Below are 25,924 nucleotides of genomic sequence, written 5' to 3'. Positions count from 1 at the left end.
AAAAAAAATTTAGACTTCAGTTTTTAAAAAGAAATCATTTACCACTTCTTTTAGTTTTTTGTTTTTCATTTCTATGGCTCTTTCTTTAACATCATTACCATTAAAATATTCTACTTTGAAACGTTTAGAAGTAGCTTTTAAATGATTCAATCTCTCTAAAGCATCTTCTGTAAAACCATTAATTGACCAATATTCAAATACAATATCTTTTTCTCTATAAACTTCAATACCTTTTATCCAATCATAAAAAGCAGGTATTTTTTCTTGTATCCAAATATCAATCATTAATATATCAATTTGAGCATTTGTTGCTTTACATTCTGAAATTACAATTTTATCATCATAAATACTAACTACATCAGTTTCGTGTTTTCTATTATTTTTATCAATTATTTCCTTACCTAAGTCTAATGTTCTACATTTTGTTGAATGAATATGACCTACTACAAATTCAAATAATGTACCTTTTATGTTGTTGGCTAATCCTTCATTATATTTTTTAAGCTGTTTTATTAAATCTAAATATTTTTCGGGTGTTTGTTTTAGGCTAGCACCTGCATTGTTTAAAATATTTACTAACTCAATTAAAGTATTTGCATATTTTTCTCCAAACAATTCATTTATAAAACCTACAACTATCCCTTTACTTTTTAAGAGTCTTAATGCATTATTATCTAAATCATCAACAATTAAAATTGGGATTAATCTTGCAGATTTTTGAAATTTATTAATGGTTTCTAATTTATCAATAAAAAACTTTACATCGTTTTCATAAATAGGATGACCTAATAAAATATCAGCTACAACAAAACCGTTTTTATTCCCTTGCATTAGACCTGAAACATATGATACACCTTTGAAACCAAAACGAAATTTACCATATTCAGGAAATAACTCACCAGTTTTAAAAGATATTAACCCAATTTTTTTAGTCAATGATTTGAAATTATCTAAGACATTATCTTTAATAGCTTCTATTGCTGAATAATGTGCATAATTGGTAAATGATTTTTCGTATTTTGGTGAAAGTAAATAACAATCTTCATTAAATAATAAAATACCTTGTGCCACAAATCTTTGTAGTATTAAATTGAATGGAAGATGGCTTTTTAAAGGACTTATAGGATAGTTTGTGTAACACTCTAAGTATCTTTGACTGACTATACCACCGCACATTTTTAATGCGTTTAAAACGTACCAATATTTTTTACCATTATTAAATAATGATTCTTGAAAACAATCAAAGAAATCTACTTGATTTTTATGTTCTTCAAGAAAACAAAAGTGTTGACCACTTTTATAAAACCCTGTAATCCTATGTACATTTTTATCTCGTACAATTGTTTTACTTGCTGTATTTGCAACTAAACCATTTTGACTAACAAGAAAAGCAACAAGCTCTCCCGACATCATAGGTCCTTTTTGTTTTAATATTTTTTCACAATTTGTCATATGACGCTATATATAAAAAACTCTTTAGAGTTTTTTGAATCAAAGCAATTTTTTTTAATTTAGACCAGTAAAATCCTTTAAGTATTTCTGAATTTCTCAAAATAACATTAAAAAAGTACTGTTTTTAGTGTCATATTAGTTTTTTTTAAAAATCGTCCCATTCAAAAATTTTATCATTAAAGCCTTTTTTGTCTTTGAGAAATTCTTTTGGTTTCTCTCCAAAATCTGCAAACTTTAATGGAATATTTTTAATCATTTCAAAAGTTGTAAAATATTCATTATCAATCCATCCCTTTCCAAAATTTGTTAAGCTATTATAATATAAAAGTAATTGTTCATGATTTGATAATTGTGCTCTTAATAGTTTTAAATATATTTTCTTTTCATTGTTGTCTTTCATAATATTTGAATTTACAACAAAGGAAACAGTTTGATATAAGTGCCTGTAATAATGTCCCAATCGTGTATTATGTCCATCGAAGGGTGTATAAGTTATTTTATATTCATAATTCACTCGATTTTCATTGTGAATAAAGATCAAATTATAACATTCATTTTTTTCAAGTAAAGAATTAGTTTTACTTTTATTTTCCTTCCAGTTTTGTTTAATCATAATAAGTTTATCTATTAAATCTTGTGTAATCTTCTCTTGGGAAGGTTTAACTAATTTTAATACAATATCTTCTGTGTTAAGACCAATTCCAAAAAAGAAAACAAAATATGTTATTTCACAAAGGTCCTTCTTTTTAAGCTTATCTTTATAAACATCATTTGAATTATAAATTTCAAATAGTTTTAAATAAATAAATTTAAACTCCTGAAACATCCTTACAAAACATTTACGACCATGAATTTTTGAAGCAATATCCATTTCATCTATATTGGCTCTGTGTAAGCGAATCATCTCATAAAACTGACTCTCAAACTGTTGAATTTTAAATTGCTTTTGGAGTTGTTTGTTTGCTTGATACTGTATGTAAAATGCTAAAAAGGTAAGTAAAGCGGCTCCGATAGCAATTACAGGATTTAAAATTCCTCCTACTGCATCACCAAGTGTGCCAATACTGTCAATTTTATCAGTATTATAAAATGCCATTGGTAGCATTATCATTACAAAACCTATAACACCAAAATATATGTATAAGAAACTTAATTTTGTGCTAAATTTTATTATTTCATTATCTTTACTTTTTTCTTTCATCGTCTATTATATTAACTCTAATTCTGAAAAATTAACTCTTTCAAAATTCGGTGATGAAAAATAGGTTTCTCTCAAGTGTTTTCCTTTATCATAAATATCCGTGAAATATTCTTTCAACTCAATATCTGAACCATTTACTGCAAGTATTAAACGACTATCATTTGATTTTGAAATATAAACTCTACCCGTTAAGTTTCTAAATTCTGTATCTATAAATTGCTTCAATAATTCTTTGCTTTCAAATTCTGTGTGATAGAATTTAAACAAGTTTTGCTTTTTTAAATAAGAAACAAAATTGGTTCTGAATTTCTTATGAATTTCAACTCTATATTTTTCTAATTCAAAAGAACTTTTATTGGTATAGGATTTTAAAACAAAAAGAAAATTTATTGAATAGTGATTGACAAACAAGGAATCTCTATCAAAAATCCTTTCCTTAAAATGATAAGAATGTTTAATTCCCTTATCAAAATCGATTGCAAGTTTATCATCATCAAAATTAAAAATATCCGTTACTTCGCCTTGAATAAAAAAGTTTGGAGTAATGTTATATCCTTCTGTTACTTTATCCCTGTATCGAATGTTATTGTTGATTTTTTTGCCCTCATTCAATAAATCTATATTGAATTGAATTACATTCTTGGCATAAGTAAATTGCTTATAAATTGAGTTTTCTTGAACTTCATTATTGGTTTTATAATACTTTGAATCTCCAATGTAAAAAATACTTTCGTCACGATCAATTAAAGAATCGTACTCAAATAAATGGTCAATAATTTTTCCATCTTTATTTTCTTTCAACTTTTTAAGTGAAACTCCTTTGCTTGTTTCTTTGGTATCGATTTTCGACGTTATCAGCTTATCAATCATATCCTCAAAAATCAAATGATAATACTTGACCATAATAAAATCTTCATTCTTATTCTGAATTGAAACTTTATTTGATTTTGAAAAATACAATTCCAATAATTTATACATTTTTACTAATGTATCTGAAAAGTATTTGTAGCGTATCTTCTTTAATATTTTTGGAGCATTGGCAGCTAATTTTTCATAAGCACTTCCTTTGGCAATTGTATAAGATTCATCAATTTGTATGCTGAAATTATATTCTGTCTTTAAATGATATAAAACCGAATAAAACATACATAACAATTCTTCCTCTGTATCGATATATTTTTTCTTTACATTGAGTTCTGAATAAATTGGTATTCCCTCATTAGTAACAAAAGGATTTGATTTTCTTACCGTTTTACCCCAATTAACCTTTTTATGCTTTGCTGAAGTTTGTTTTTTATGAATGAATAGAATGGTGTTTTTATTCTTCTTATGAAAGTTTACAAAGCTTAAAACAATATCCAAAAATGAGTATTCATTTTCGCCTAAAGAAGAACTTAATTGCAATACATCGCCTTTTGATTGAATGGTGTTTTTATATCTTACTCTATATTCAATTAATCCTTTGTAGAAAATTATTAGAAACCGTTTTAGCCAGTTTAATTCATCTTGAGATTCTATTACATCATCAATACTATTTTCAGCAAATAAATCTTTAGGGTATTTATTTAAAATTAAACCTTTTGTATCAATAAACACTTTTGGTAGTAAATAAATTACTTCATTATCGATACTATGGTAATATCCCACATTATCAATAATACCATTAACACCATTAGGCATATAAAATTTATCGCCAAAAATGGGTTTTAGAATGTCTAAAGAATAAGATTCTCCTTCAATAAATATCCTCATTACTCTTCTTCTGTTGTAGTTGGTTCTGCTTTATTTACATCAATTAAATTCAATCGTTCTTCAAGAATATAACTAACTAAATTATTTGAAGTACCATTTTCAAAAAAGCTTGTATAGGTTAGGTTCTTGCCATCGGCTGACTTGAAAATAGTATTTTCTTCATCTTTAAAAACATCATTCCACAAGTAGAAAATAACTTTGTTTACAAACGTACTTTCTGAAATTACTTTTCCAGAATTTTGAGCATCAATAAACCAATTTCCTATTTGCTTGTCTTGGCTTTTAGTAATTTCAAATATTTCTTCATTAATTTTTTCTAAAAACTTCAACCATTTAAATTCTTTCTTATTATCAAGTTTTATAGTAAAGTCTGAAAATTTACAATTTGTATCTATTGGAACATATATCCAATCCCATCTTCTTTTGAATGCACTATCCATAGGAAACAAAGATTGATCAGAAGTATTCATTGTTGCAATTATTTTTAAATTATTTGGGAAACGAAGTTTACCATTTTCAATTCCTGGATGATTTCCTCCAAATCCTTTTTCACTTAATAAATACTTGCAAAGTTCTTCTTCAGCAGTAACTTCATACTTACTAAAACCATCTTTGTCTCTATCTAATAATTGAAATAAATCTCCAAATATTTCAGCACAATTTCCTCTGTTGATTTCTTCTATTTGCAAGTAGAAAGGTTTCGTTTCATCAGCAGAAACTAAATTTTTCCAAGCATCAACATAAATTTTAGTGAAAATTTGAGGTACAAATTTGTAAGCAATTTTATCTCCGTCCATTGTTGGTTTATAACCTCCTACAAATGAGTGGTAATCATAATCAGGATGAAAAGTTACTTTTTGTACATCTTTACCATTTGTTTCAATGTCTGCTCTATGAGATTTACCTGTTCCCGGAGAACCGTAATATATAACATTATTTACATCTTGTGAGCTTGTTTCTACTGTTGGAGTTATATCATTTTCTTCATATATAACTGTTCTTTTAGGAATTAAATTCAATGAAGTTTTTACCATTTCATTATAACCTCCAAGTTCATCAATAGTTCTATCAACTTTAAGTCCTAAACCATTACTGCCATCTTCTTTAATATAACTATGTAAGTCCGATTTAATAAATGATTTTAAAATTCTAAAAGGACCAACTGGCTCTACATTATCTTTGTCGATTACAGTATTTCCCGCTACAACTTGTTCGTAAATACCTTCTTGTTGGAAAAACAATTCTGAACCATCATCCCTGCGTATTTTAAATTGTGTTTCTTCAGAAAAAATAGTTAAAGTGGTTTGTATTTTTTTAAATAAAAAAATATCTGGAGTAAAAACAGCAGACTTCATTATCCAATTATATAGAATGCTTTTTAATGAATCTGAAACACTGCCGTCATTTTCAAGTAAACAGTTTTCAAGTAAAAGAGTATTACAAGTAAAGGTTATTTTTTTGTCATATCTTTTTCCTCCTGTTCTTTCTTGACTCGAAGGATAATTTTGAATAAAATCTACTTTACAGAGTTTCCAAAATAACTCTAAACTAACTTGTAAAGATTCCATTTGTGCAGTTAATAAAGGGTTTTCATTAACTTTATTTTTAAAATCAACCTTATCAGTTATCAAACCATTAAAAAATAATTCTAACTTTAATAATAAATCATCTTTTATCTCAATCTTTGTATTAGGAGCATTAATTTCTTTAGAATAATTTAATAAGACTTCTTTATCTGTTGCTAAATACAAAGTAAATGTTAAGGCAAAAAGTTCTTTAATTTCAGCTAAAGAGGACTTAATACCGTTTCTTAAATTAAGCTCACTTCTTTCTACTATTTGGTTAGGATATGTTTTCATATTTATTTATTATCGTTTAAAATTAATTTAGCTATTTCAAATGCAAGTAATGGAGGAACTGCATTCCCAACTTGTTTTAATTGTGAAGATTTAGTGCCATAAAAAATAAATTTATCTGGAAATGACTGTAATCTTGCACCTTCACGAACAGTGATACATCTATCTAAAATAGGATGAGTAAACATACCTGATGATGGTGTATCGAATCTTGTTGTTATTGTTGGCGCAAACTCATCTTCTTTTAATCTTGACCAAGTTCCTGAAAATATAGACTTTGTCCTATGCTCTTCTGGCAAAACTTCTTTACCTTTTCCTTTAGGGATTAACGATAGCCTTTCTAAAGCTAATTTAGTGTGTTTAGTAGCTTGATGATTGTAAAACCCTTTAGAACCTTTTCTAATAAATTTTTGAAAATCTGACAAAGGCTTTATTTCATAATCAAAAAACTCAACACCTTCTCCTGATTTAATTTGTGGTAAATCATAAATAGCATCTTTGATTGTAGTTTTTTTATTATTCGATTTAGGTAATTCTAATTTTACTTCTCCTTTTTTTCCTAAAAAAAATGCTCTTTTTCTATTTTGAGGTACCCCAAAATTAGACGCATTTAAAACATCAACATCAACAGAGTAGCCTAACTCATTAAAAGCAATTAATATTTCTTGTTTAAAAAAACCATTTGAAGTAGTTATTAAGTTGGGCACATTTTCTAACAAAAAATATTTAGGCTGAAAAACTTTTACAAATTCAATAAAGTGTTTAAAAAGGTAATTTCTATCATCATTCAAACTTAATCTTTTGCCTTTTTGAGAAAATCCTTGACAAGGCGGTCCACCAATTACAACGTCAATATTTTTATATCTTTCAGATAATTTATTAACATCTAATGTTTCAATATCGTCAGAAAAGACGTCTGTATCTGGATGATTTTTTTTAAATGTATTGGCTATTTCTTTGTCGTGTTCTACTGCAAATACAATATCAAAATTCGACATAGAAAACCCATAAGATAAACCACCAACACCAGCAAATAAATCTATAACTCTCATATTGTTGTAATATTTTGCATTCTGTTTTTTGCTATGTTGTAATAATCTTCATTAAGTTCAATACCAATAAATTTTCTGTTTAACATCTCACAACTAACACCTGTTGAACCACTTCCCATAAATGGGTCACAAATTACATCATTCTCATTTGATAAAATTTCAGTAAAATGATTAAGTATTTTAATTGGTTTTTGTGTTGGATGCTTTCCAAATCTCTTTTCATTTTGTGTTGTAAGTGAAGTTTCTACAAAATCGTGCAATGCTTTCGAATCATTATTAAAAGTTCCTGTAGTACCTTCATTTATAAAATATATCCAAGCTTCTGTAGAATTAATAAATTGTAAATTCATATTTCTCGGCATAGGATTAGTTTTATGCCATATACCCACAGTTTTATAATAAAAATTATTTTTTTCAGCAAGTTGGATAATTGTTTCTATTTTCATCAAAGACATAAATAATACTAAACTTCCTTTTTTTCTTAAAACTCTATTACTGTGCTTAAAGAAAGCATCCATTTTAGAAACCCATTCATCATATTCTAAATCATCCCAACCAGCATAAGAGAATTGATTTTCCCTCATCTTTACCAAATTAGTACCTCGTTTTCTCATAAACGAACCTAAATTAAATGGCGGATCAGTCAGTATTAAATCAACACTTTTATCTTCAATAGTTCCCATTAGTTTTTCACAATCTCCCATTCCAATCAATGAACTTTTAGTTATTGGCTCAAACAAAGGATTTATATTATTGTTTTCTACAAAATTTTCCGATTCAAAACTTGTATTAAAAAGATTAAATCTTGGGATGTATTTCAAACTTGGTTCTTCTAATAAATTAGATTCCATTGTGTTAAAATTTTTAGCCTGTATTTCGTAATTATCTATCTTACTCATTTTTCTTTATTGAATATTTAACGCTTTCTTCTGCTACCATCATTGCTTTTAATGCTGTGTTTTCATCTTTAACCACATCATAAATTTGGTCAGCTAACCAAAGTGTTACTAATTCGTCAGGTACAACCTTTAGGATTTCAGCCAATTTTAATACTGTTTCTTTTTTTGCGTTTCTTTCTCCTCTTTCAATTTTACTTAATTGAGCTGTGTCCATATCAAGCAATGGTGCTAATTGCCGTAATAGCATCTTTTGCTCTTCTCTTAATATTCTAATTTTATTTCCGAATTGACTATCCATTGTTTATTTATTGACTTGTCACATATTGGCAAATATAAATATAAACTTATAGTTGTTTTTTTGAGATATTTTCTTTTTTTGAATTAGTTATTCACAGAACCTTTATAGTGAAATTCTATACTGTGGAGCTAACAAGTTTATAGTGATTGGAATATGCACACATTTAAAATATTTGATTGTTATTTAATAAATAATTGTTTACCAATAACAATGGTAGATATAATTCTTTGAAATGGTGTAATCTTAATTTACGCACTCAACTTCCCTTTTAATTTATTCAAATGTTGCCCTAATTTTTCCGGTAGCCAATATTCAGTTTTCAAATGCGGGGCATATCCAACATAGCGGGTGAGTTCTTCTGTCATAATCCGTTGCAAAATGTGCTCGTTCCCAACAGTGGTAACCAAACTGTCATGAATCGTAAACAAGGGCATTTCGGGGTGTTCCTTACTAATGCGTTTGGCAATAATTTCAATCACCAAATAACTTTCAATGTTTTGTAATAAAATGGGTAGTAGTTCTTTATAAACCCTTTTAATGGTAGCTAAAACTTGATATACACCTCCAAACTCTTGTTTAAACATTAACTTAGGTTTTGCTTGGGGTTGAGTTAAATAACGATTATCAGAAAAAAAGGCTTGCAAAACAGCAACCTTAGCATCATCTCGGGAAATAGTATAGAGCTTATAATGCTCTTGAAAACGAAGCAATAAATAATCATACAATTCACCTTTACAAACTTTATCTCTGTAAATAGTAAATTCTTCCTCATCCATTGTATTTAGTAGCTTGAGCATACTTTCTACTAACATAATGACAGATGATGCTTGTATCTCTTTCTTTAATCCTTTATTAATTCTTCTATCTATTTCTTTAATAAATTTATATAAAAACAAGCGAGAATAGTCACGCGGCTCGCTATTTTTCAGACACTTTTTTGGCTTTTCAGCTAAAATTTGGTAAAAACGCTCCCAAAAATGTACGTCCAAAAGCAACAACGACAAATAAGGCTGACTATTCGAAATATCTACCGCTACCAGTTGCTTTCCGTCATACGTAAGGGCGTTTCGAATAACACCTCTCATGTTAGTCAAATTAGTGTGATAACGATGAACCAAATTATCAACTGTAAACATAAAATCGCCAGTGTGTAAAAATTGTGCTGATAACTTAGAATAGGTAAATTGTTGAAACGGACTTTTTTCTTTTTGCTTCACCAAAGAAACATCACGCATAAAAGGATAGTTGTTTTTATAATACCATTCTTCTTCTAAAAACGACAACACTAAATCATAATCAATTTTTAATTTAGAATTAAACCACTTATTCAGATAAGGATAATGATTCGATTTTTGCTTGTATTGACTATAAAATCGAATGAGTTTTCGTTTCAAACAGAAGTCGTTCAATTCATACGTCGCACCAAGATGACGATAGGCTGGCGTAAATTGATATAATTTACAATGTTCCCCAATTTTATAGCCGGCAGAGGTATTCTCTTTAATAATGCCATGCTGAATAGCATACGTAATGTGTTGTGCATAATTGTCAACTAACTTTTCTAATAACTTGGAAGAAAGAGGCACATAGTCATCAAACAATTTGATTTTCTTATTATAAACGGGTATCGTTGCAATAGTATGTAAAATGTAGGCAAGTTTATCTGTCTTATAAGCGTTAAATTTTGGCGGATAGGCTTTTTCTAAGGCTTTTAAATCCAATCCAAAGGGTAATATTAATTTCATTTTTTTGGCGATTTTAGATGGAATAAAAATACTACATATTTTCAAATGCAACTAAACCTAAACATACTGATTTATTAGAAGTTATCAACTAAAATTGTTAAAAAAACTCCCAAAACATAACGTCTGGGAGTTTACAGTAGCAAGGGGCAAAAAGGGCTTATTGAACCGCTACAATGTTCAATACGTTAAACGCTCCATTGTTCAACGGATACTGTAAAGCATTCACCTCTTGAAAAAATTCAATCAGTAAAAAATAAAACTGTATGCCGCTACCCGCAGGAGCAGCACTCGGGGTCAAGGTTTGGGTAGCAATACCACTGTTGGTAGGCAAATTAACCACATCGCTGTACGTAATGGCATACTCGGCAGTACCAAAATCCAAATTCAAAAAAGCACTCTGCATCGAAAAATGCGTCGCTCCCTGAGGAGTACGTAACTGTTGCAAAGGGTTAAAATCCGCAATCGTAATCGCTCCCGTAGCTGTATCCACGGCATAAGGAGCATACAATACCGCTGGCAAAACCGCACGCTGATTAAAATCAAACCCTCTCAAATACTGCTTGCCGTCTTCACTCTGAATACCTTCCGAAACCGTGCGTTCACCCCTCGCACTCGCCGTATCAGCATTCTTAATGCCCGACATAACCTTCAACATACGACTCGACAACTTGCTGTCCTTGGCCTTAAAAACCAACTGACCCGCTGCCATACGTAATAACTTACCCGCCTGAGCACTGTGCCCAAACTCTACACCGTTTTCACGGGTTCTCACAAACGCCGGATCATTCAAAATTCGATTCCGACTTACGCCCCCTTTGGTTCGTACCATGTGCCCATCAGCACTCTTGTAAAACGTCAGATTTTCCAACGTTCCCTCAATCTTGAGGATACCATTTGACTTGGCCATAAATAAAAAATTTAAAATTATAAAACAAAGGTATAACTACATGATTATCAGTCCAAAAACCACCTACACTTCCTGCGTTTTTCAACACAATTGTGCATAAAAAAACCTTGTTCGTACACTTTTTTTTGGTAAATTTGAAGTATATTTTTAACACCAATAAAAACAAAATAAAAGAATCAAAAAACCGTAAAATCTAAAAATCTAAAAAAAAGATAAAGGGAAGATGAAGGGAACATAAAGGGAAGTTAAAGGGAACATAGTGGGAGTAATAAAAAAAACGAAAACAAAAAGAAAAAACTAAAAAAAAACTTAGAAATTTAAATAACAAAAAACAAAGGAACTGAATTACAATCCGAATAATCTTAAACCGTTAAAAAAAGAAGAACCAAAGCAAAAAAAGAAAAAAAATCCAAATCAAAGTATAAATAAAAGCCTATAAAAAATGAAAAGAAGAAGAGTCAGCATAACCTCCGATGACATTCAGTTCATCACCGGAAAAAGCAAACGTTACGCTCAAAACCTAATCGGAAAAATGAAAGAACACTACAACAAAGAAAAACACCAACTCATCACCTTCCAAGAGTTTTGTGAATACAGTGGCATCAAATACAACGAAATCGAACACCTGATTGATTAAATAGTAAAAACTATCACGTGTTAAAATTCATAACATTGGATAACTTCTCCTTCAAATGAAATAGCTAAAACCTATAATTCATCGAACGCTCTTCTCCTTTCACTCAAAATCTTTTTCTTGACCATTACCCATAACGGTAATCCTACTACCTATAAAACGATTAGGAAATTGAAATACTGAAAGTCTTTCCATTCAACCCTAAATCCAAAACCTTTTTATAACAGGAAAAAATTGGTACAAAATGTTTGAGATAAGGGTGGAAGAGTAATTTGGTAATGTGGCAATTAGGCAATTAGGCAATTGGACAATTAAACAATTTCTTTACATTTCTCCCATTTTTATCATCCGTGTTCAAAACAGATAACGGATAACAAACAACCTCCTGCCGTTTAATGAAACTCCCCAAACACCTTCGTCGCTTCATTATATGCACTTTCAAAACTCATCGGGCTGGTGTTGGTGTTTTCTTTTTGGGTGGTGAAATACGATAATAATTTTTCAGTAGGCATGTTTCCAGTAAGGTCGTCTTTTGCCATGGGACAACCGCCAAATCCTTGAATGGCACCATCAAAACGGCGGCATCCGGCTTTATAAGCGGCATCTACTTTTTCAAACCATTTATCAGGTGTGGTATGTAAATGAGCACCAAACTCGATTTCAGGGTATTTGGTAATGAGATTCGAAAACAAATAATCAATCACTTCCGGGGTTGAGCTTCCCACAGTGTCGGATAACGATAAGATTTTAACGCCCATGCCGGCTAATTTCTCCGTCCACTCCCCTACGATTTCCACATTCCACGGGTCGCCATACGGGTTTCCGAATCCCATCGAGAGATACGCCACCACTTCTTTGTTGGATTGGTCGGCAATGGCTAAAATCTCCTGCAACGTGATGATGGATTCAGCAATCGTTTTGTGAGTGTTTCGCATTTGAAAATTCTCCGAAATCGAAAACGGAAAACCTAAATACTGAATTGCTTTGTGCTCCGACGCCAATTCTGCTCCTTTGGTATTAGCAATGATAGCCAATAATTTACTTCGGGTTTGCGATAAATCCAATCGTGCTAATACCTCCGCCGTATCCGCCATTTGCGGAATCGCTTTGGGCGAAACAAAACTCCCAAAGTCCAGTGTATCAAACCCTACCCGCAAGAGCGATTGCAAATAAAGTACCTTACGTTCGGTGGGAATAAAGGTTTTAATGCCTTGCATGGCATCGCGTGGACATTCAATAATTTTTATTGGTTGCATAGGTTTCAAATATAGGGAAGAATTTTGGAAATTGAAAAGGCTTTGAAAGTTTAAAAGTTTAAGGGTTTAAAAGTTTAAGAGGGAACACGGATTTGGAAAATGGTTTAAGAGTTTAAGGGCTTAAAAGTTTAAGAGGGAAAATGGATAGGGAAAATAGTTTAAAGGTTAAGGGATAACACAGATTAGGAAATTGGAGAAATTGGAAAAAAATATAGTTCAAAAGTAAGCGTATGACAATTATCATTTTATTCTTCATTCCATCCGCTTACTTTTGAACTATATTTTTACTTCGATGGTGAGAAGTTAAGAGGAAAATGTTCTCATTTATTCTTAACTTTTTACTGTTTAAAAAGCGACAAAGGATGACTTTAATTCAAAAATATAATGTTCCCAGTCCGCGATACACCAGTTATCCCACGGTTCCTTATTGGAGGGAGGAAGATTTTTTACTTTCAAAATGGAAGGAAACACTGGTACATTCGTTTATTGAATCGAATTCTTCGGAAGGAATTAGTTTGTACATACATTTGCCTTTTTGCGAAAGTTTGTGTACGTTTTGTGGTTGCAATAAACGTATTACTAAACGACATGATGTAGAACATCCTTACATCGACGCAGTCCTAAAAGAATGGGAATTATATTGCGAACTCTTACCCAAAAAACCGATTATCAAAGAAATTCATTTAGGAGGCGGTACCCCAACTTTTTTTTCTCCAGAAAATTTAGAACGTTTGATTAGCGGTTTATTTGAAAATGCAGCCATTCATCATGAACACGAATTTAGTTTTGAAGGACATCCGAACAATACCACCCGAGCACATCTTCAAAAATTATATAATTTAGGTTTTAGAAGAGTGAGTTTTGGTGTTCAAGATTATTCTGAAACTGTGCAAAAAGCCATTCACCGTGTTCAATCTTTTCACAATGTGGCCAAAGTTACTTTTTGGGCTAGAGAAATTGGTTATACTTCCATTGGTCATGATTTGATTTTCGGATTACCATTTCAAACTGTTGCAGATGTAATTGATACGATAGACAAAACCAATTCGCTTCAACCCGATCGCTTAGCATTTTATAGTTATGCTCATGTTCCGTGGATTAAAGGAAATGGACAACGCGGATTCAAAGACGAAGATTTACCCAAAGATGAAGAAAAACGACTGTTGTATGAAATAGGTAAAAAACGACTTTCGGAAAACGGTTATCACGAAATTGGCATGGATCATTTTGCCTTAGAAACCGATAGTTTATATCATTCTTTTAACGAACGAAAACTACATCGTAACTTTATGGGATATACTTCCTCCAAAACGCAAGTGATGATTGGTTTGGGCGTTTCTTCGATAAGTGACAGTTGGTATAGTTTTGCACAAAATGTAAAAACATTGGAAGACTACTATGATGCTTTGGCACAAAATGAATTGCCTGTTTTTAGAGGTCATCTTCTAACGGATGAAGATTTAATCATTCGCAAACACATTTTGAATATTATGTGTCAGTTGCATACGTCATGGTATGAATATGGTTATTATTTCTCTGAAATCAATCAAGTACTAGACCGATTACATGAAATGGAAGAAGACGGATTGGTCATCATTACCAATCATTCGCTTACCGTTACTGAAAAAGGAAAAGCCTTTATCCGCAACATTTGTATGGCTTTTGATTTATGCATGACACGAAAATTACCGGAAACCAAATTGTTTTCGATGACGGTTTAGAAAAATTTTGAAATAATTTAATTATAGAAGTAAAAAAGCCCGACGTTCATCGGGCTTTATTTTTCATTTCTATTCGACAATTACATTTCTATTAATTCTTTTTTAAATGATTGAATCAATTGTTGTTGAATCTCATAGGGTACTTTTTCATAATGTGAAAATTCCATACTTAATTTGGCTCTTCCTTGTGATAACGAACGAACAACTTCCATAAAATCATGCATTTCCGCAATAGGAATTAAGGCTTTAATTTTAGTAAAATGACCCTCCGCATCCATGCCTTCCACCATCGAGCGATGGGATTGAATCGCACTCATGATTCCACCTGTGATTTCATCGGGAGTTACAATAAAAACCTCGTGAATTGGTTCTAACAATTGAGGATTGGCATTTATAAAATTTTCTTTAAAAGCCATCATTCCGGCAATTTTGAAAGACAAATCATTACTGTCAACCGCATGCATTTTGCCATCATATACTAAAACACCAACATCTTGCACGTGTGAGCCGGTGAGTGGTCCTTCTTGCATTTTTTCCATCACCCCTTTTAAAATGGATGGATGAAAACGAGCGTCGATTGCTCCACCCACAATGCAATTGTAATAGATTAATTTTCCTCCCCAAGGCAAATCTATTTCTTCTCTACCTCGTATGGGGTAGCCTTTTGGGTCTTCACTATCTGCTGTAATCGGGAATATTTTCATTGAAATTTCACCAAACTGCCCTGCTCCACCCGATTGTTTTTTATGGCGATAGGTTGTGTCTGCTTCGGTTTGAATAGTTTCTCGATAAGCCACTTTTGGTTTTTTAAATTCAACAGCTAATTTATGCGTATTTTCTAATTTCCATTTAATGACAGCCATGTGCAATTCCCCTTGGCAATGAATAATAGTTTGTTTTAATTCGGATGATACCTCAACGATGATACTAGGGTCTTCTTCCACCAATTGATGCAATGCCGCTGAAAGTTTTTCTTCTTCACCTTTTTTAGTTCCTTCTACAGCCATTGAAAAAGTGGGCGTTGGAAATTGAATCGGTTGAATGGCAATCGGAAAACCTTTTTCATGCAAGGTATTGTTGGTATGCGATTCTTTTAATTTTATGGTTGCTCCTATATCACCGGCTGTCAGTTCATCCACTGCGATTCTTTTGTTGCCTTCCATTTCAAACAATTGCATGATTTTTTCCACTTGTCCGGTTTCTTCATTGGTTAATTCGTCTCCAACTTTTATTGTTCCGGACAATACTTTAAAGAAACTCAACTCGCCCACATGCGGTTCAGAAACGGTTTTATAAATAAAAATGGCGGTTTTCCCATTTTCATTACATGGAATCTCACGGTTGTCAATAGTCCGCTGAGGAGGCATTTCATAGGCGGACGGACACACATTATCAATAAAACCCATCAATCGTCCTGCACCCTTATTTTGCTTAGCAGAAACACAGAAAACAGGGAAAATTTCATGTTTAATAAGCGAATGATGCAAACCTAGTTTCATTTCATCTTCGTTCAATTCTCCTTTTTCAAAATAGTTTTCCATCAAGCGTTCGTCGTTGGCTGCAATGGTTTCAATCAATTCTAAATGTAATTGTTTTGCTTTTTCTTTTTCTGAATCCGGAATGGGAAGTTTTTCCGGTTTTCCGCCATCTGTAGGGTATTGATACATCACCATATTCAATACATCAATCACGGCATTAAAATTTGGACCTTGATTGAGTGGATATTGAACTATTACCAATTGGTTGCCAAAGTGAGCTTTTGCTTCGGCTACTGTTTTATCAAAATCAGCTTGTTCATGATCGAGTTGATTCACCGCAAAAATGACGGGTAGTTTGAATTCATTGGTGTATTGCCAAATAATATCATTACCAACTTCCACCCCCATTCTGGCATTAAGCAGCATCACACCACATTCTGAAACCCGCATCACACTGATGATTTCTCCTGACAAGTCATCATAACCTGGTGTATCTAGTACATTGATTTTATAACCTTTCCATTTTGAATTGACCATTTTAGAAAAAAGCGTTTTCCCTTTTTCATGCTCAATGTCGGTATAATCGGCAATCGTATTTTTTTCTTCTACGGATCCTCTTCTGTTAATGATTCCTGATTCAAACAACATGGCTTCTGCCAACGTCGTTTTACCGCTACCGGTGTGACCCAGTAGCACCACATTTTTTACGTGTTTACTGTCAAACTGTACCATAACTGTTCATTTAGAAATTATACTATAAATTTCGGATTAAATAAGCAGTTAAAACATGACTTTCATCAGGTTATAAAAAGAAAACGAACAACTTTTAAGGGTTGCTCGTTTTCAAAACTGAAAAACTAAAATTCTTAATGACAATCCGGATTGGCTTGTACGATTAACGTTGTGGTTTTCGGAGAAAGATAAGGGATATCCAATCCCATCCCTCTTACAATGAATAAACTTCCGATGATGAATACCATGATGGGAATCATTTTTTGAATTTTATTGCGAACAGGTACAGTAATAAAATTCGCGATTAACACCACGGCACTCATCATTGGGATAGTTCCTATTCCGAATAATAACATATAAGTTGCTCCTAACCATTCATTTTGCATGGCAATGGCACCGAAAAGTGCGGCATACACCATTCCGCATGGTAAAAAGCCGTTTAACAGACCCATGGTGAATAAAGCATCAAACGACTTTCTTTTGAATTGAGCCCCTAAATGACTTTTTACTTTTGAAATTAATCTATAAATTGGTTTAGAAAAGTTGTATTGAGCCATTTTCTTTTCGGGAATAATGACAAACAAAATCATTAAAACACCAACGATGATTGATAATTGTTGTTGTAATCCGGCTAAGAATAAACCTTTACCTAACATTCCAAAAAACAAGCCCAACATTCCATATGCCGTCAGTCTTCCTAAATGATAAAGGAAAATTTGAAAAACTCTTTTCGCTGCATTATTTCGGTCAACGGGAATCATCATCGCAATCGGACCACACATGCCGATGCAATGAAAACTGCTGAGTAAACCAAATATGATAGCGGTGTAGAGCATGGTGGTTATGGGTAATGGGTTATAGGTGATGGGTCATGGGTCATGGGCGATAATTTTTAACCAATTACCTTTAACCCATTACCTTTTACAAATAAATTGTTTTCTTAGTTAATATTTCTTTTCCATCATACGTCCAATCAATAGAAATGTCCCAACGACCGCCCACCAAATTGTTTTTAGGTATGAGCAAATATGAACCGGAAAGTGAAATCGGAACTTCAAAATCCAGTTTCTGGTTAGACGGTCTGTAAAGGGACACTTTTCCTTTGATTTTAGTAGCATCTATATCGGTTGGGAAAACGATTTTTAAGCCGTCTTCCTGAGCGATAACTTCTACCGGAAGAGCTAAGTCTTTGTCGTTTTGCTCTTTTTCCATGCGTTTTTCAAAAACGAGTTCTTGTTTGTAATATTCTTCTACAACTAACTCGTTGTCGTATTTGCTATCGGATTGTACTTTGAACACAAAGTATAAAATGAATGTCATAAACAATCCAAATGCAATCACGATGCCTGTTCCCCAATTTATTTTCATTTTTTTTTAAGTTTCTGAGTAGCTGAGTTACTGAGTAGCTGAGTTACTTTGTTAATTAAAGCTTCTTGGTCCCATAAAATTAGTAGTAGTGGTTTCAATTAAGTTTTCACCATCATACACTTCTATTTTTAATTTGATTTTGTCACCTTCTAAATAGGCAGGATTAATTTCGATGAACAAGGTTCCTTTGGCAATTCCGTCCGGTTTGACTTGTACTTTTGGTTTTCCAACTAAAATAATTTCTCCTTTGGGTTCCACTAATTTAAACGTCACTGCTTCAAACTGCTTTGTAGTTTTATTCACAATTTTATACGTATAAACATTACTAATATTTTCTCCTTTGTGTTCAAACAATTGACCAGGCAATCTTAAAACGGTGGCTTCCACATCATTTCGCAAAAACAACATTCCGATTAAAACACCAATTAAAATAACTAAAACTGCGGCATAGCCTTTCATTCTAGTAGTAAAGACAAATTTTTCTTTTTTTACAATTTCATCTTCACTGGCATAACGAATTAGACCTTTTGGTAAGCCTACACTTTCCATGATGGTGTCACATTCATCGATACAAGCGGTGCAATTGATACATTCCAATTGTGTTCCGTTTCGAATGTCTATACCTGTTGGACAAACATGTACACAAAGTTTACAATCGATACAATCTCCTTTTCCGGTTGATGCTCTGTCTTCTTGTTTATTGAATTTGGCTCGACCCAATTCTTTTTCACCTCGAACGTGATCGTAGGCTACATTGATGGATTTGTTATCCAATAAAACTCCTTGCATTCTGCCATAAGGACAAGCAATGATACAAACTTGTTCTCTGAACCAAGCAAATACAAAATAAAATACGGCTGTAAAAATCAATAAGGCAATTAAAGTACTGGTGTGTAAAGCCGGACCTTCTTTGATCATTAAAAGTAATCGGTCACTGCTTACCAAATATGCTAAAAATACATTGGCAATAAGGAAAGAAAAGATAAAAAAGATAATCCATTTGGTCACTCTTTTTCTAATTTTTTCTGCATTCCATTCTTGTTTTTGCAAACGAATTTGTGCTCCTCTATCGCCGTCAATCCAATATTCAATTCGACGGAAAACCATTTCCATAAAAATCGTTTGTGGGCAAAACCATCCGCAAAAAATTCTTCCAAAAGCAACAGTAAACAAAGCCAACCCTACTACACCAATAATCATGGAAATCACAAATAAGTGAAAATCCTGTGGCCAGAAAGGAAAACTAAAAATATTAAATCTTCTTTCCAATACATTGAACATCAAAAACTGATGCCCATTAATTTTGACAAAAGGAGCTGCCAATAAGAATACCAATAAAAAATAACTCAAGAGTTTTCGTTTATCATAAAAAGGTCCTTTCGGTTTTTTAGGAAAAATAAAGGCTCTTTTGCCTTCTTTATTGATTGTTCCAATGGTGTCTCTAAAACTTTCGTCGGGTAACTTGCTCATACCTTAAAAATTTAGCATTTACAAATCCCGATTAAGCACCGGGATTTGTTTTTTATTTAACAGCCGCTACGATTTCTGTTTTAGTAGAATCTGTAACAGTAGTATCTTTGATTGTCTCCATTCTAGGAGCATTTTCATCCACCCAAACATCGCCTTCAGGTGTTTTGCCGTCTTTTGGATTAGTTCCTTGAAGAGACAAGACATAGCTGGCTACTTTTTGAATATCAGAAGGTTTAATTTCTGTTTTCCAAGGCACCATTCCTTTTCCTTCACGACCACCTTCCATTATGGTATTGAATACATTTTTGATTCCTCCACCCAAAATCCAGTGGTTATCGGTTAGGTTAGGTCCAATGGATCCACCTCCATCAGCCTTGTGACAAGCGACACATTTTGCTTCAAAAATTGATTTTCCTTCAGCCAAAGCAGCGGCATCAGTTAAAAGTGTTACTTTTTCTTTATCCATTAAATCAGGAGCTGTTAGTTTGTATTTTTCAACCTCTGCTTGTGCGATAGCCATTTCTGTTTCAAACTCAGAAGCTTGATTATAATCGTTGAAAATATGGAACCTTACCAAATAAACAAAAGCAAAAATAATTGTCAAGTAGAATAAATTTACCCACCATGGTGGCAATACATTGTCCAATTCCTTGATGCCGTCGTAATCATGATCTAACATCACATCATGTTCTTCTTCAATTTCTTTGGAACGGGTTAATTTTTTCATGATTCCTTGGTAAAAAGCTCCTTCCGTAAAAGGTAAAGATTGTGCTTCTTCCAATTGTTTCTTTTGTTCTTCCGTTAACAAATGATAAGTCACTTTGTCAACAGCACTCACCACGATTTCAATGGCTATGAGTAGGAATAAGAAAACGCCTAAAAATAAAGAAACCATAGGGTATTCAATAAAGGCGGGCTTATCGCCAGAGTCAATAAAATATTCCATTGCACCCATTACAAGGGCAAAAATCAACGGAACACGAACGTATGATGGAATAAATTTTTTCATTTTTTTACATATAATAGGGTTAACTAATTATCTTCTTTTAATGGAATATCACTTAATTCATTAATTGTTTCTTTGCTATAGGAAAATACCCAAACTAAAAGCAGTACAAAGAATCCAAAGAAAATACTCAAGGAAATGATTGGATAGATTTCTATTCCAACAATCGTGTCCATATGGTGTTTGATAAACTTTAGCATGACTATTTGTTTTGAGCGGTTTCTTTTACTTTTATATCAGTCCCCAAACGTTGTAAATAAGCAATTAGAGCTGTAATTTCTCTGTCTTTCATGGAAACAAATTCTTCTCCACGAGTGGCAGCATTCTTTTTACTTTCTTCATACGATTTCACAAAATCAGGGTCGGCATACAAGTTTTTCTCAATTTGTGACGCTTGCTCATCAATGGATTTCTTGGCATTTTTAATGTCGTCTTCAGTATAAGGGACACCGAGTGTTACCATTACTTGCATTTTTTTCTCAATTTGAGAATAATCCATTGGTTTGTTGTCATATAGCCATTTGTAACCCGGCATGATGGAACCTGGCGAAGTGCTTTGAGGATCCCACATGTGGTTAAAATGCCAGTTGTCGTTATACTTGGCTCCTACTCGATGTAAATCAGGACCGGTACGCTTTGAACCCCACAAGAAAGGATGGTCATAAACATACTCTCCTCCTTTTGAGTATTCGCCATAGCGTTCTACTTCTGAACGGAACGGACGAATCATTTGGGAGTGACAGCCCACGCAACCTTCACGAATGTATAAATCGCGGCCTTCTAATTCTAAAGGTGTATAAGGTTTAACCGATGCAATTGTTGGTATGTTAGATTTTACGACTATGGTTGGAATAATTTGAATTATACCACCAATTAAAATAGCTACAAGCGATAAAACCGTAAATTGGATTGGTCTTCTTTCTAACCAAGAGTGCCATTTTTCACCTTTCATTCTTTTGGATGAAATAACGGCTAAGGCTGGTGCTTCGGCTAATTCATCTTCTACTTTTGATCCGGCAGCAACAGTTCTGATAATGTTGTATACTAAAACCAATAAACCGGTTACATATAATGTTCCTCCAATGGCACGCATCCAATACATTGGCATGATTTGCGTAACTGTTTCAAGGAAATTTCCATACACTAATGTTCCATCAGGATTAAATTGTTTCCACATGGATGCTTGCGTAAATCCGGCTACATAGAGTGGCAATGCATATAAAATAATCCCTAATGTACCAATCCAAAAATGGAAATTGGCTAATTTTTCAGAGAATAATTTGGTTTTAGTCATTCTAGGAATCAACCAATATATCATACCAAACGTCATGAATCCGTTCCAAGCTAGGGCTCCAACGTGAACGTGGGCAATAATCCAATCCGTAAAGTGAGCAATCGCATTAACGTTTTTAAGGGATAACATTGGTCCTTCGAACGTTGCCATACCATACCCGGTAATCCCCACAACAAAGAATTTTAAAACGGCGTCAGTTCTCACTTTATCCCAAACACCTCTTAATGTAAGCAATCCGTTAATCATACCCCCCCAAGATGGAGCAATTAACATCACAGAGAAAACAACTCCTAAATTTTGAGCCCAATCCGGTAAAGCGGTATATAATAAATGGTGAGGTCCAGCCCAGATATAGATAAAAATTAGCGACCAAAAGTGGATGATGGATAATCGATATGAATACACTGGACGATTGGCTACTTTAGGAACAAAATAATACATCAAGCCTAAAAAAGGAGTCGTTAGAAAGAAAGCTACTGCATTATGACCGTACCACCATTGCACCAACGCATCTTGCACGCCGGCATACACTGAATAACTTTTTAAGGCAGAAACGGGAAGTTCTAAACTATTAAAAATATGAAGAATGGCAACGGTCACAAACGTGGCAATGTAAAACCAAATAGCAACATAAATATGTCGCTCTCTCCGTTTGATGATGGTCATAATCATGTTGATTCCAAAAACTACCCATATTAAAGCAATGGCAATATCAATTGGCCATTCTAATTCGGCATATTCTTTAGAGGTAGAATAACCCAATGGTAAAGTAATTGCTGCAGCAACAATGATTAATTGCCAACCCCAGAAGTTAATGTTGCTCAACAAATCACTGTACATTCTGGTTTTTAATAATCGTTGCATGGAATAATACACTCCGGCAAAAATAGCGTTACCCACGAAAGCAAAGATTACTGCATTGGTATGTAAAGGTCTTAATCTACCAAAACTTAGGAATGAAATTCCATCCGTTAAATTGGGAAACAAAAACATGATGGCCAAAATGAGGCCTACTAACATTCCGACTACACCAAAGACGATACAGGCGTAGAGGAACTTCTTTACAATTTTGTTGTCGTAATAAAATTGTTGCATCTCCATAATTATACTTGTTTTTCTTTAATTGTTTGTATTGGTTTATTATTTGATTTGATTTTAAGTTCATCGTCAAAAAGCATTCTGACGGAGGGAGTGTAGTCATCATCATATTGTCCCTTTATTACCGCTCTAATAAATGCATAGAGAAAAAAAACAGCGACAATGATGCTAATGGTGATTAAAATGTAAATGACGCTCATACCTTAAATTTATGTTAACAAAATTAGACTTACTCGATTTTATAAAATATGATATTTATCATACTGCTACATTTTTATTGAGAATTACGGTTTTGATACTCTAGCATAAATGTTTGTCATAATCGTAACAAAACTTACAATAGTAATCGTGCTTAATGGCATGATAATGGCTGCCACAAGCGGTGATAAATTTCCTGTCACCGCAAAACTCAATCCTACTAGGTTATAGGCTAAAGAAAGAGCAAAACTCATGTAAATTGTTTTCATGGCATTTTTAGAATAATTCATAAAAAAGCCAATTTTTTGAAACTGAGAAGCATCCAAAATTCCATCACAAGCAGGTGAAAAAACATTCACATTTTCGGAGATTGAAATTCCGATATTACTTTGAGCTAAAGCACCGGAATCATTTAATCCGTCACCAATCATCATCACATTTTTTCCATGTTTTTGAAGTGTTTCAATGTATTGCAATTTTTCTTCCGGCTTTTGATTGAAAACTAAAGTGGTCGATTCCGGCAACATTTTTTCTAAAATCTTTCGTTCGCCGTCATTATCGCCGGATAAGATGACCAAGTTATATTTTTTAGATAATTCGAAAAATAATTGCTCCAACCCTTCTCTATATTGATTATTAAACACGTAACTTCCTTTGTAAATGCCATTAATTTCCACATGTACTTTGGTTTTTTTATGCGTGTTTTCAGTCATCGTTTTTAAAAACTGTGATGAACCTAATTTGATGGTATTGCCTTCTATTTCTGAAAAAATTCCTTTGCCAATTATTTCTTCAAAATGAGTGGGATTTATCTTTATTTGAGCAGGGATAAAATCATATAATCTTCTGCTTAGCGGATGATTGGAACCACGGAGTGCATTGTTCAACAATTTCAGTTCCCATTCATTTAAAGGAAGTCCTTCATAGCTAATTGCCGTTTTTTTGTTAGTGGTGATAGTTCCGGTTTTATCAAAAACTAGCGTATCCACTTGAGCCAATTGTTCAATTACCGTTGCATTTTTGAGATAGAATTTTCTTTTTCCTAAAATTCGCAACACATTGCCTAAGGTAAATGGAGCCGTTAATGCTAAGGCACACGGGCAGGCTACGATCAAAATCGCTGTAAAAACATTGAAAGCTGTACTCGTATCGATAAAAATCCAATACAAGAATGAAATAAATGCTAATCCTAATAATGCCGGAGTAAAAAAGCGGCTAATTTTATCGGTAACCGTTTTATGTCTGATTTCAACTTTTTTCTGAAAAACATCATTGCTCCACAATTGGGTGAGGTAACTTTGCGAAACCGAAAAAAGCACTTCCATTTCGATGACCTTTCCAAGTTGTTTTCCGCCGGCAAAAATTTTGTCTCCAGATTTTTTTTCAATGGCAACGGCTTCTCCGGTAACAAAGCTGTAATCTATCGATGCTTTTTCAGAAATTAAAATACCATCTACCGGAATTAATTCTTGGTTTCGGATTAAAAGCCGATCTCCTTTTTCTATATCATACACTTGCACAGAAGTTTCAGAACCGTCTGCTGAAATTTTGGTGATTGCAATGGGAAAGTACGATTTATAATCGCGTTCAAAAGATAAAAAATCGTAGGTCTTCTTTTGAAATAATTTTCCCAAAAGCATAAAGAAAATGAGTCCGGTCATGCTATCAAAAAAGCCTTGTCCGTAATCAAAAATGATGTCAACTGTACTTCTGATGAACATCACTACAATTCCCAATGCAATAGGAATATCAATATTCAACATTCCCGATTTGATACTTTTGTATGCCGAAACATAATAACCACTCGCCGAATAAAAAAAGGCCGGTAGAGAAATTACAAAAATCAACCAGCGGAAAAACCCACGGTATTCGTTAATCCAATATTCTTCTACTTCAAAATATTCCGGAAAAGAGAGCAACATAATGTTCCCGAAACAGAAAAAGGCAACGCCGATTTTATAAATCAAACTTCGGTCGATTACTTTTTTTCCTTCCTCAAAATTTTCTAAACTGATGTAGGGTTCATAACCAATGGAACAAAGCAATTCTACAATTTTCTTGAGCGTAGTTCCTTCCGGATTGAATGTAATTCGTACTTTTTTATCCGGAAAATTTACTTGCGAAGTGATTATTCCTGATTGAAGTTTCTGTAAATTTTCCAAAATCCAAATACACGAACTACAGTGTATGTGAGGAATGTAGAGTGAAACAATATGTGTTGTATCCTCTTGGAATTCGAGAAGTTTTGCAACAATATCTTCATTGTCTAAAAAATCATATTTACCTTTAATATCGGGTGGTGTAGCACCGGGAGATGCCTGAAAATCATAATAACAGGATAAATCATTTTGACTAAAAATTTCATAAACCGTCTTGCAACCGTTGCAACAGAAATTTTTTTCGTCATAAATAATCTCTTCTTTTTTATTAATTTCAATACCACAATGGAAACAATTTCCAGTGTTCATAATTTGCTCATTTTACCTGAAACAAAGGTTGCAAAAGGT

At 32.9% G+C, this 25,924-nt stretch carries 21 protein-coding genes; 2 read left to right on the top strand and 19 right to left on the bottom strand.

All coding sequences use genetic code 11. From position 1 onward, the window contains the following. Window positions 1-9: 9 nt before the first annotated feature. The 9 genes from ACIQ0M_RS00240 to ACIQ0M_RS00200 all read right to left on the bottom strand — a co-directional run bounded on the left by ACIQ0M_RS00240 (window position 10) and on the right by ACIQ0M_RS00200 (window position 10,898). Window positions 10-1,452, bottom strand: a complete 1,443-nt coding sequence (locus ACIQ0M_RS00240) for a hypothetical protein (protein WP_396148530.1) — start codon at window positions 1,450-1,452, stop codon at window positions 10-12. Window positions 1,453-1,597: 145 nt separating this feature from the next. Further along, window positions 1,598-2,653 carry a putative phage abortive infection protein gene (locus tag ACIQ0M_RS00235; protein ID WP_396148528.1) on the bottom strand — a complete coding sequence of 352 codons (1,056 nt, stop codon included), beginning with the start codon at window positions 2,651-2,653 and terminating at the stop codon, window positions 1,598-1,600. 6 nt (window positions 2,654-2,659) lie between these two features. Beyond that, window positions 2,660-4,405, bottom strand: a complete 1,746-nt coding sequence (locus ACIQ0M_RS00230; RefSeq protein ID WP_396148526.1) for a hypothetical protein — start codon at window positions 4,403-4,405, stop codon at window positions 2,660-2,662. Further along, entirely contained in the window at window positions 4,405-6,264 is a 1,860-nt protein-coding gene (locus ACIQ0M_RS00225) for an McrB family protein (protein WP_396148524.1), read from the bottom strand. The genes ACIQ0M_RS00230 and ACIQ0M_RS00225 overlap by 1 nt, the downstream gene beginning before the upstream one ends. 2 nt (window positions 6,265-6,266) lie before the next feature. Further along, the gene (locus ACIQ0M_RS00220) at window positions 6,267-7,313 is read right to left on the bottom strand and encodes a DNA cytosine methyltransferase (protein WP_396148522.1); all 1,047 of its coding nucleotides are present in this window, start codon (window positions 7,311-7,313) and stop codon (window positions 6,267-6,269) included. Further along, window positions 7,310-8,212, bottom strand: coding sequence for a DNA-methyltransferase (locus tag ACIQ0M_RS00215; RefSeq protein ID WP_396148520.1), 903 nt, complete (start codon window positions 8,210-8,212; stop codon window positions 7,310-7,312). The genes ACIQ0M_RS00220 and ACIQ0M_RS00215 overlap by 4 nt, the downstream gene beginning before the upstream one ends. Beyond that, window positions 8,205-8,510 (bottom strand): helix-turn-helix domain-containing protein, encoded by a 306-nt coding sequence (locus ACIQ0M_RS00210; RefSeq protein WP_396148518.1) that lies wholly within the window; start codon window positions 8,508-8,510, stop codon window positions 8,205-8,207. Before ACIQ0M_RS00210 ends, ACIQ0M_RS00215 begins: the two co-directional genes overlap by 8 nt. A 248-nt stretch (window positions 8,511-8,758) precedes the next feature. Further along, a complete protein-coding gene (locus ACIQ0M_RS00205) occupies window positions 8,759-10,255 on the bottom strand; it encodes a hypothetical protein (RefSeq protein ID WP_396148516.1) in 1,497 nt (498 codons plus the stop codon). A 157-nt stretch (window positions 10,256-10,412) separates the two neighbouring features. Next, window positions 10,413-10,898, bottom strand: coding sequence for a hypothetical protein (locus ACIQ0M_RS00200; RefSeq protein ID WP_396148514.1), 486 nt, complete (start codon window positions 10,896-10,898; stop codon window positions 10,413-10,415). Window positions 10,899-11,604: 706 nt separating this feature from the next. Between ACIQ0M_RS00200 and ACIQ0M_RS00195 the strand changes: the two genes are divergently transcribed. Then, window positions 11,605-11,799 (top strand): hypothetical protein, encoded by a 195-nt coding sequence (locus tag ACIQ0M_RS00195; RefSeq protein WP_396148512.1) that lies wholly within the window; start codon window positions 11,605-11,607, stop codon window positions 11,797-11,799. A gap of 389 nt (window positions 11,800-12,188) precedes the next feature. Here the strand turns inward: ACIQ0M_RS00195 and ACIQ0M_RS00190 are convergent, their stop codons facing one another. Beyond that, window positions 12,189-13,052: a hydroxymethylglutaryl-CoA lyase gene (locus tag ACIQ0M_RS00190; protein WP_396148510.1), complete on the bottom strand. Its 864-nt coding sequence runs from the start codon at window positions 13,050-13,052 to the stop codon at window positions 12,189-12,191. A gap of 362 nt (window positions 13,053-13,414) precedes the next feature. On the opposite strand from ACIQ0M_RS00190, the gene hemN reads away from it, so the two are divergent. Beyond that, window positions 13,415-14,773 carry an oxygen-independent coproporphyrinogen III oxidase gene (gene hemN / locus ACIQ0M_RS00185; protein WP_396148508.1) on the top strand — a complete coding sequence of 453 codons (1,359 nt, stop codon included), beginning with the start codon at window positions 13,415-13,417 and terminating at the stop codon, window positions 14,771-14,773. Between the two features lie 80 nt (window positions 14,774-14,853). Here hemN and ACIQ0M_RS00180 read toward each other — a convergent pair whose 3' ends face one another. From ACIQ0M_RS00180 to ACIQ0M_RS00140, 9 genes are all read right to left on the bottom strand, one after another. Next, entirely contained in the window at window positions 14,854-16,983 is a 2,130-nt protein-coding gene (locus tag ACIQ0M_RS00180) for an elongation factor G (protein ID WP_396148506.1), read from the bottom strand. 134 nt (window positions 16,984-17,117) lie between these two features. Next, entirely contained in the window at window positions 17,118-17,819 is a 702-nt protein-coding gene (locus ACIQ0M_RS00175; RefSeq protein WP_396148504.1) for a sulfite exporter TauE/SafE family protein, read from the bottom strand. An 85-nt stretch (window positions 17,820-17,904) separates the two neighbouring features. After that, window positions 17,905-18,351 carry a FixH family protein gene (locus tag ACIQ0M_RS00170; RefSeq protein WP_396148502.1) on the bottom strand — a complete coding sequence of 149 codons (447 nt, stop codon included), beginning with the start codon at window positions 18,349-18,351 and terminating at the stop codon, window positions 17,905-17,907. 51 nt (window positions 18,352-18,402) lie between these two features. Then, a complete protein-coding gene (gene ccoG / locus ACIQ0M_RS00165) occupies window positions 18,403-19,821 on the bottom strand; it encodes a cytochrome c oxidase accessory protein CcoG (RefSeq protein WP_396148500.1) in 1,419 nt (472 codons plus the stop codon). A gap of 52 nt (window positions 19,822-19,873) precedes the next feature. After that, window positions 19,874-20,830 carry a cbb3-type cytochrome c oxidase N-terminal domain-containing protein gene (locus ACIQ0M_RS00160; protein ID WP_396148498.1) on the bottom strand — a complete coding sequence of 319 codons (957 nt, stop codon included), beginning with the start codon at window positions 20,828-20,830 and terminating at the stop codon, window positions 19,874-19,876. 23 nt (window positions 20,831-20,853) lie between these two features. After that, window positions 20,854-21,027 carry a CcoQ/FixQ family Cbb3-type cytochrome c oxidase assembly chaperone gene (locus ACIQ0M_RS00155; RefSeq protein ID WP_396148496.1) on the bottom strand — a complete coding sequence of 58 codons (174 nt, stop codon included), beginning with the start codon at window positions 21,025-21,027 and terminating at the stop codon, window positions 20,854-20,856. A 2-nt stretch (window positions 21,028-21,029) separates the two neighbouring features. Next, window positions 21,030-23,222, bottom strand: a complete 2,193-nt coding sequence (ccoN, locus tag ACIQ0M_RS00150; RefSeq protein WP_396148494.1) for a cytochrome-c oxidase, cbb3-type subunit I — start codon at window positions 23,220-23,222, stop codon at window positions 21,030-21,032. Between the two features lie 2 nt (window positions 23,223-23,224). Next, a complete protein-coding gene (gene ccoS / locus ACIQ0M_RS00145; RefSeq protein ID WP_396148492.1) occupies window positions 23,225-23,419 on the bottom strand; it encodes a cbb3-type cytochrome oxidase assembly protein CcoS in 195 nt (64 codons plus the stop codon). An 84-nt stretch (window positions 23,420-23,503) separates the two neighbouring features. Beyond that, complete coding sequence (locus ACIQ0M_RS00140; protein WP_396148491.1) at window positions 23,504-25,885, bottom strand: heavy metal translocating P-type ATPase; 2,382 nt, start codon at window positions 25,883-25,885, stop codon at window positions 23,504-23,506. Between the last annotated feature and the right edge of the window lie 39 nt (window positions 25,886-25,924).

This window comes from Flavobacterium sp. (genome assembly GCF_044339515.1).
GTDB lineage: Bacteria > Bacteroidota > Bacteroidia > Flavobacteriales > Flavobacteriaceae > Flavobacterium.
Note: the sequence above shows the minus strand (reverse complement) of the source record. Positions and strands in the feature narration are given on the sequence as shown.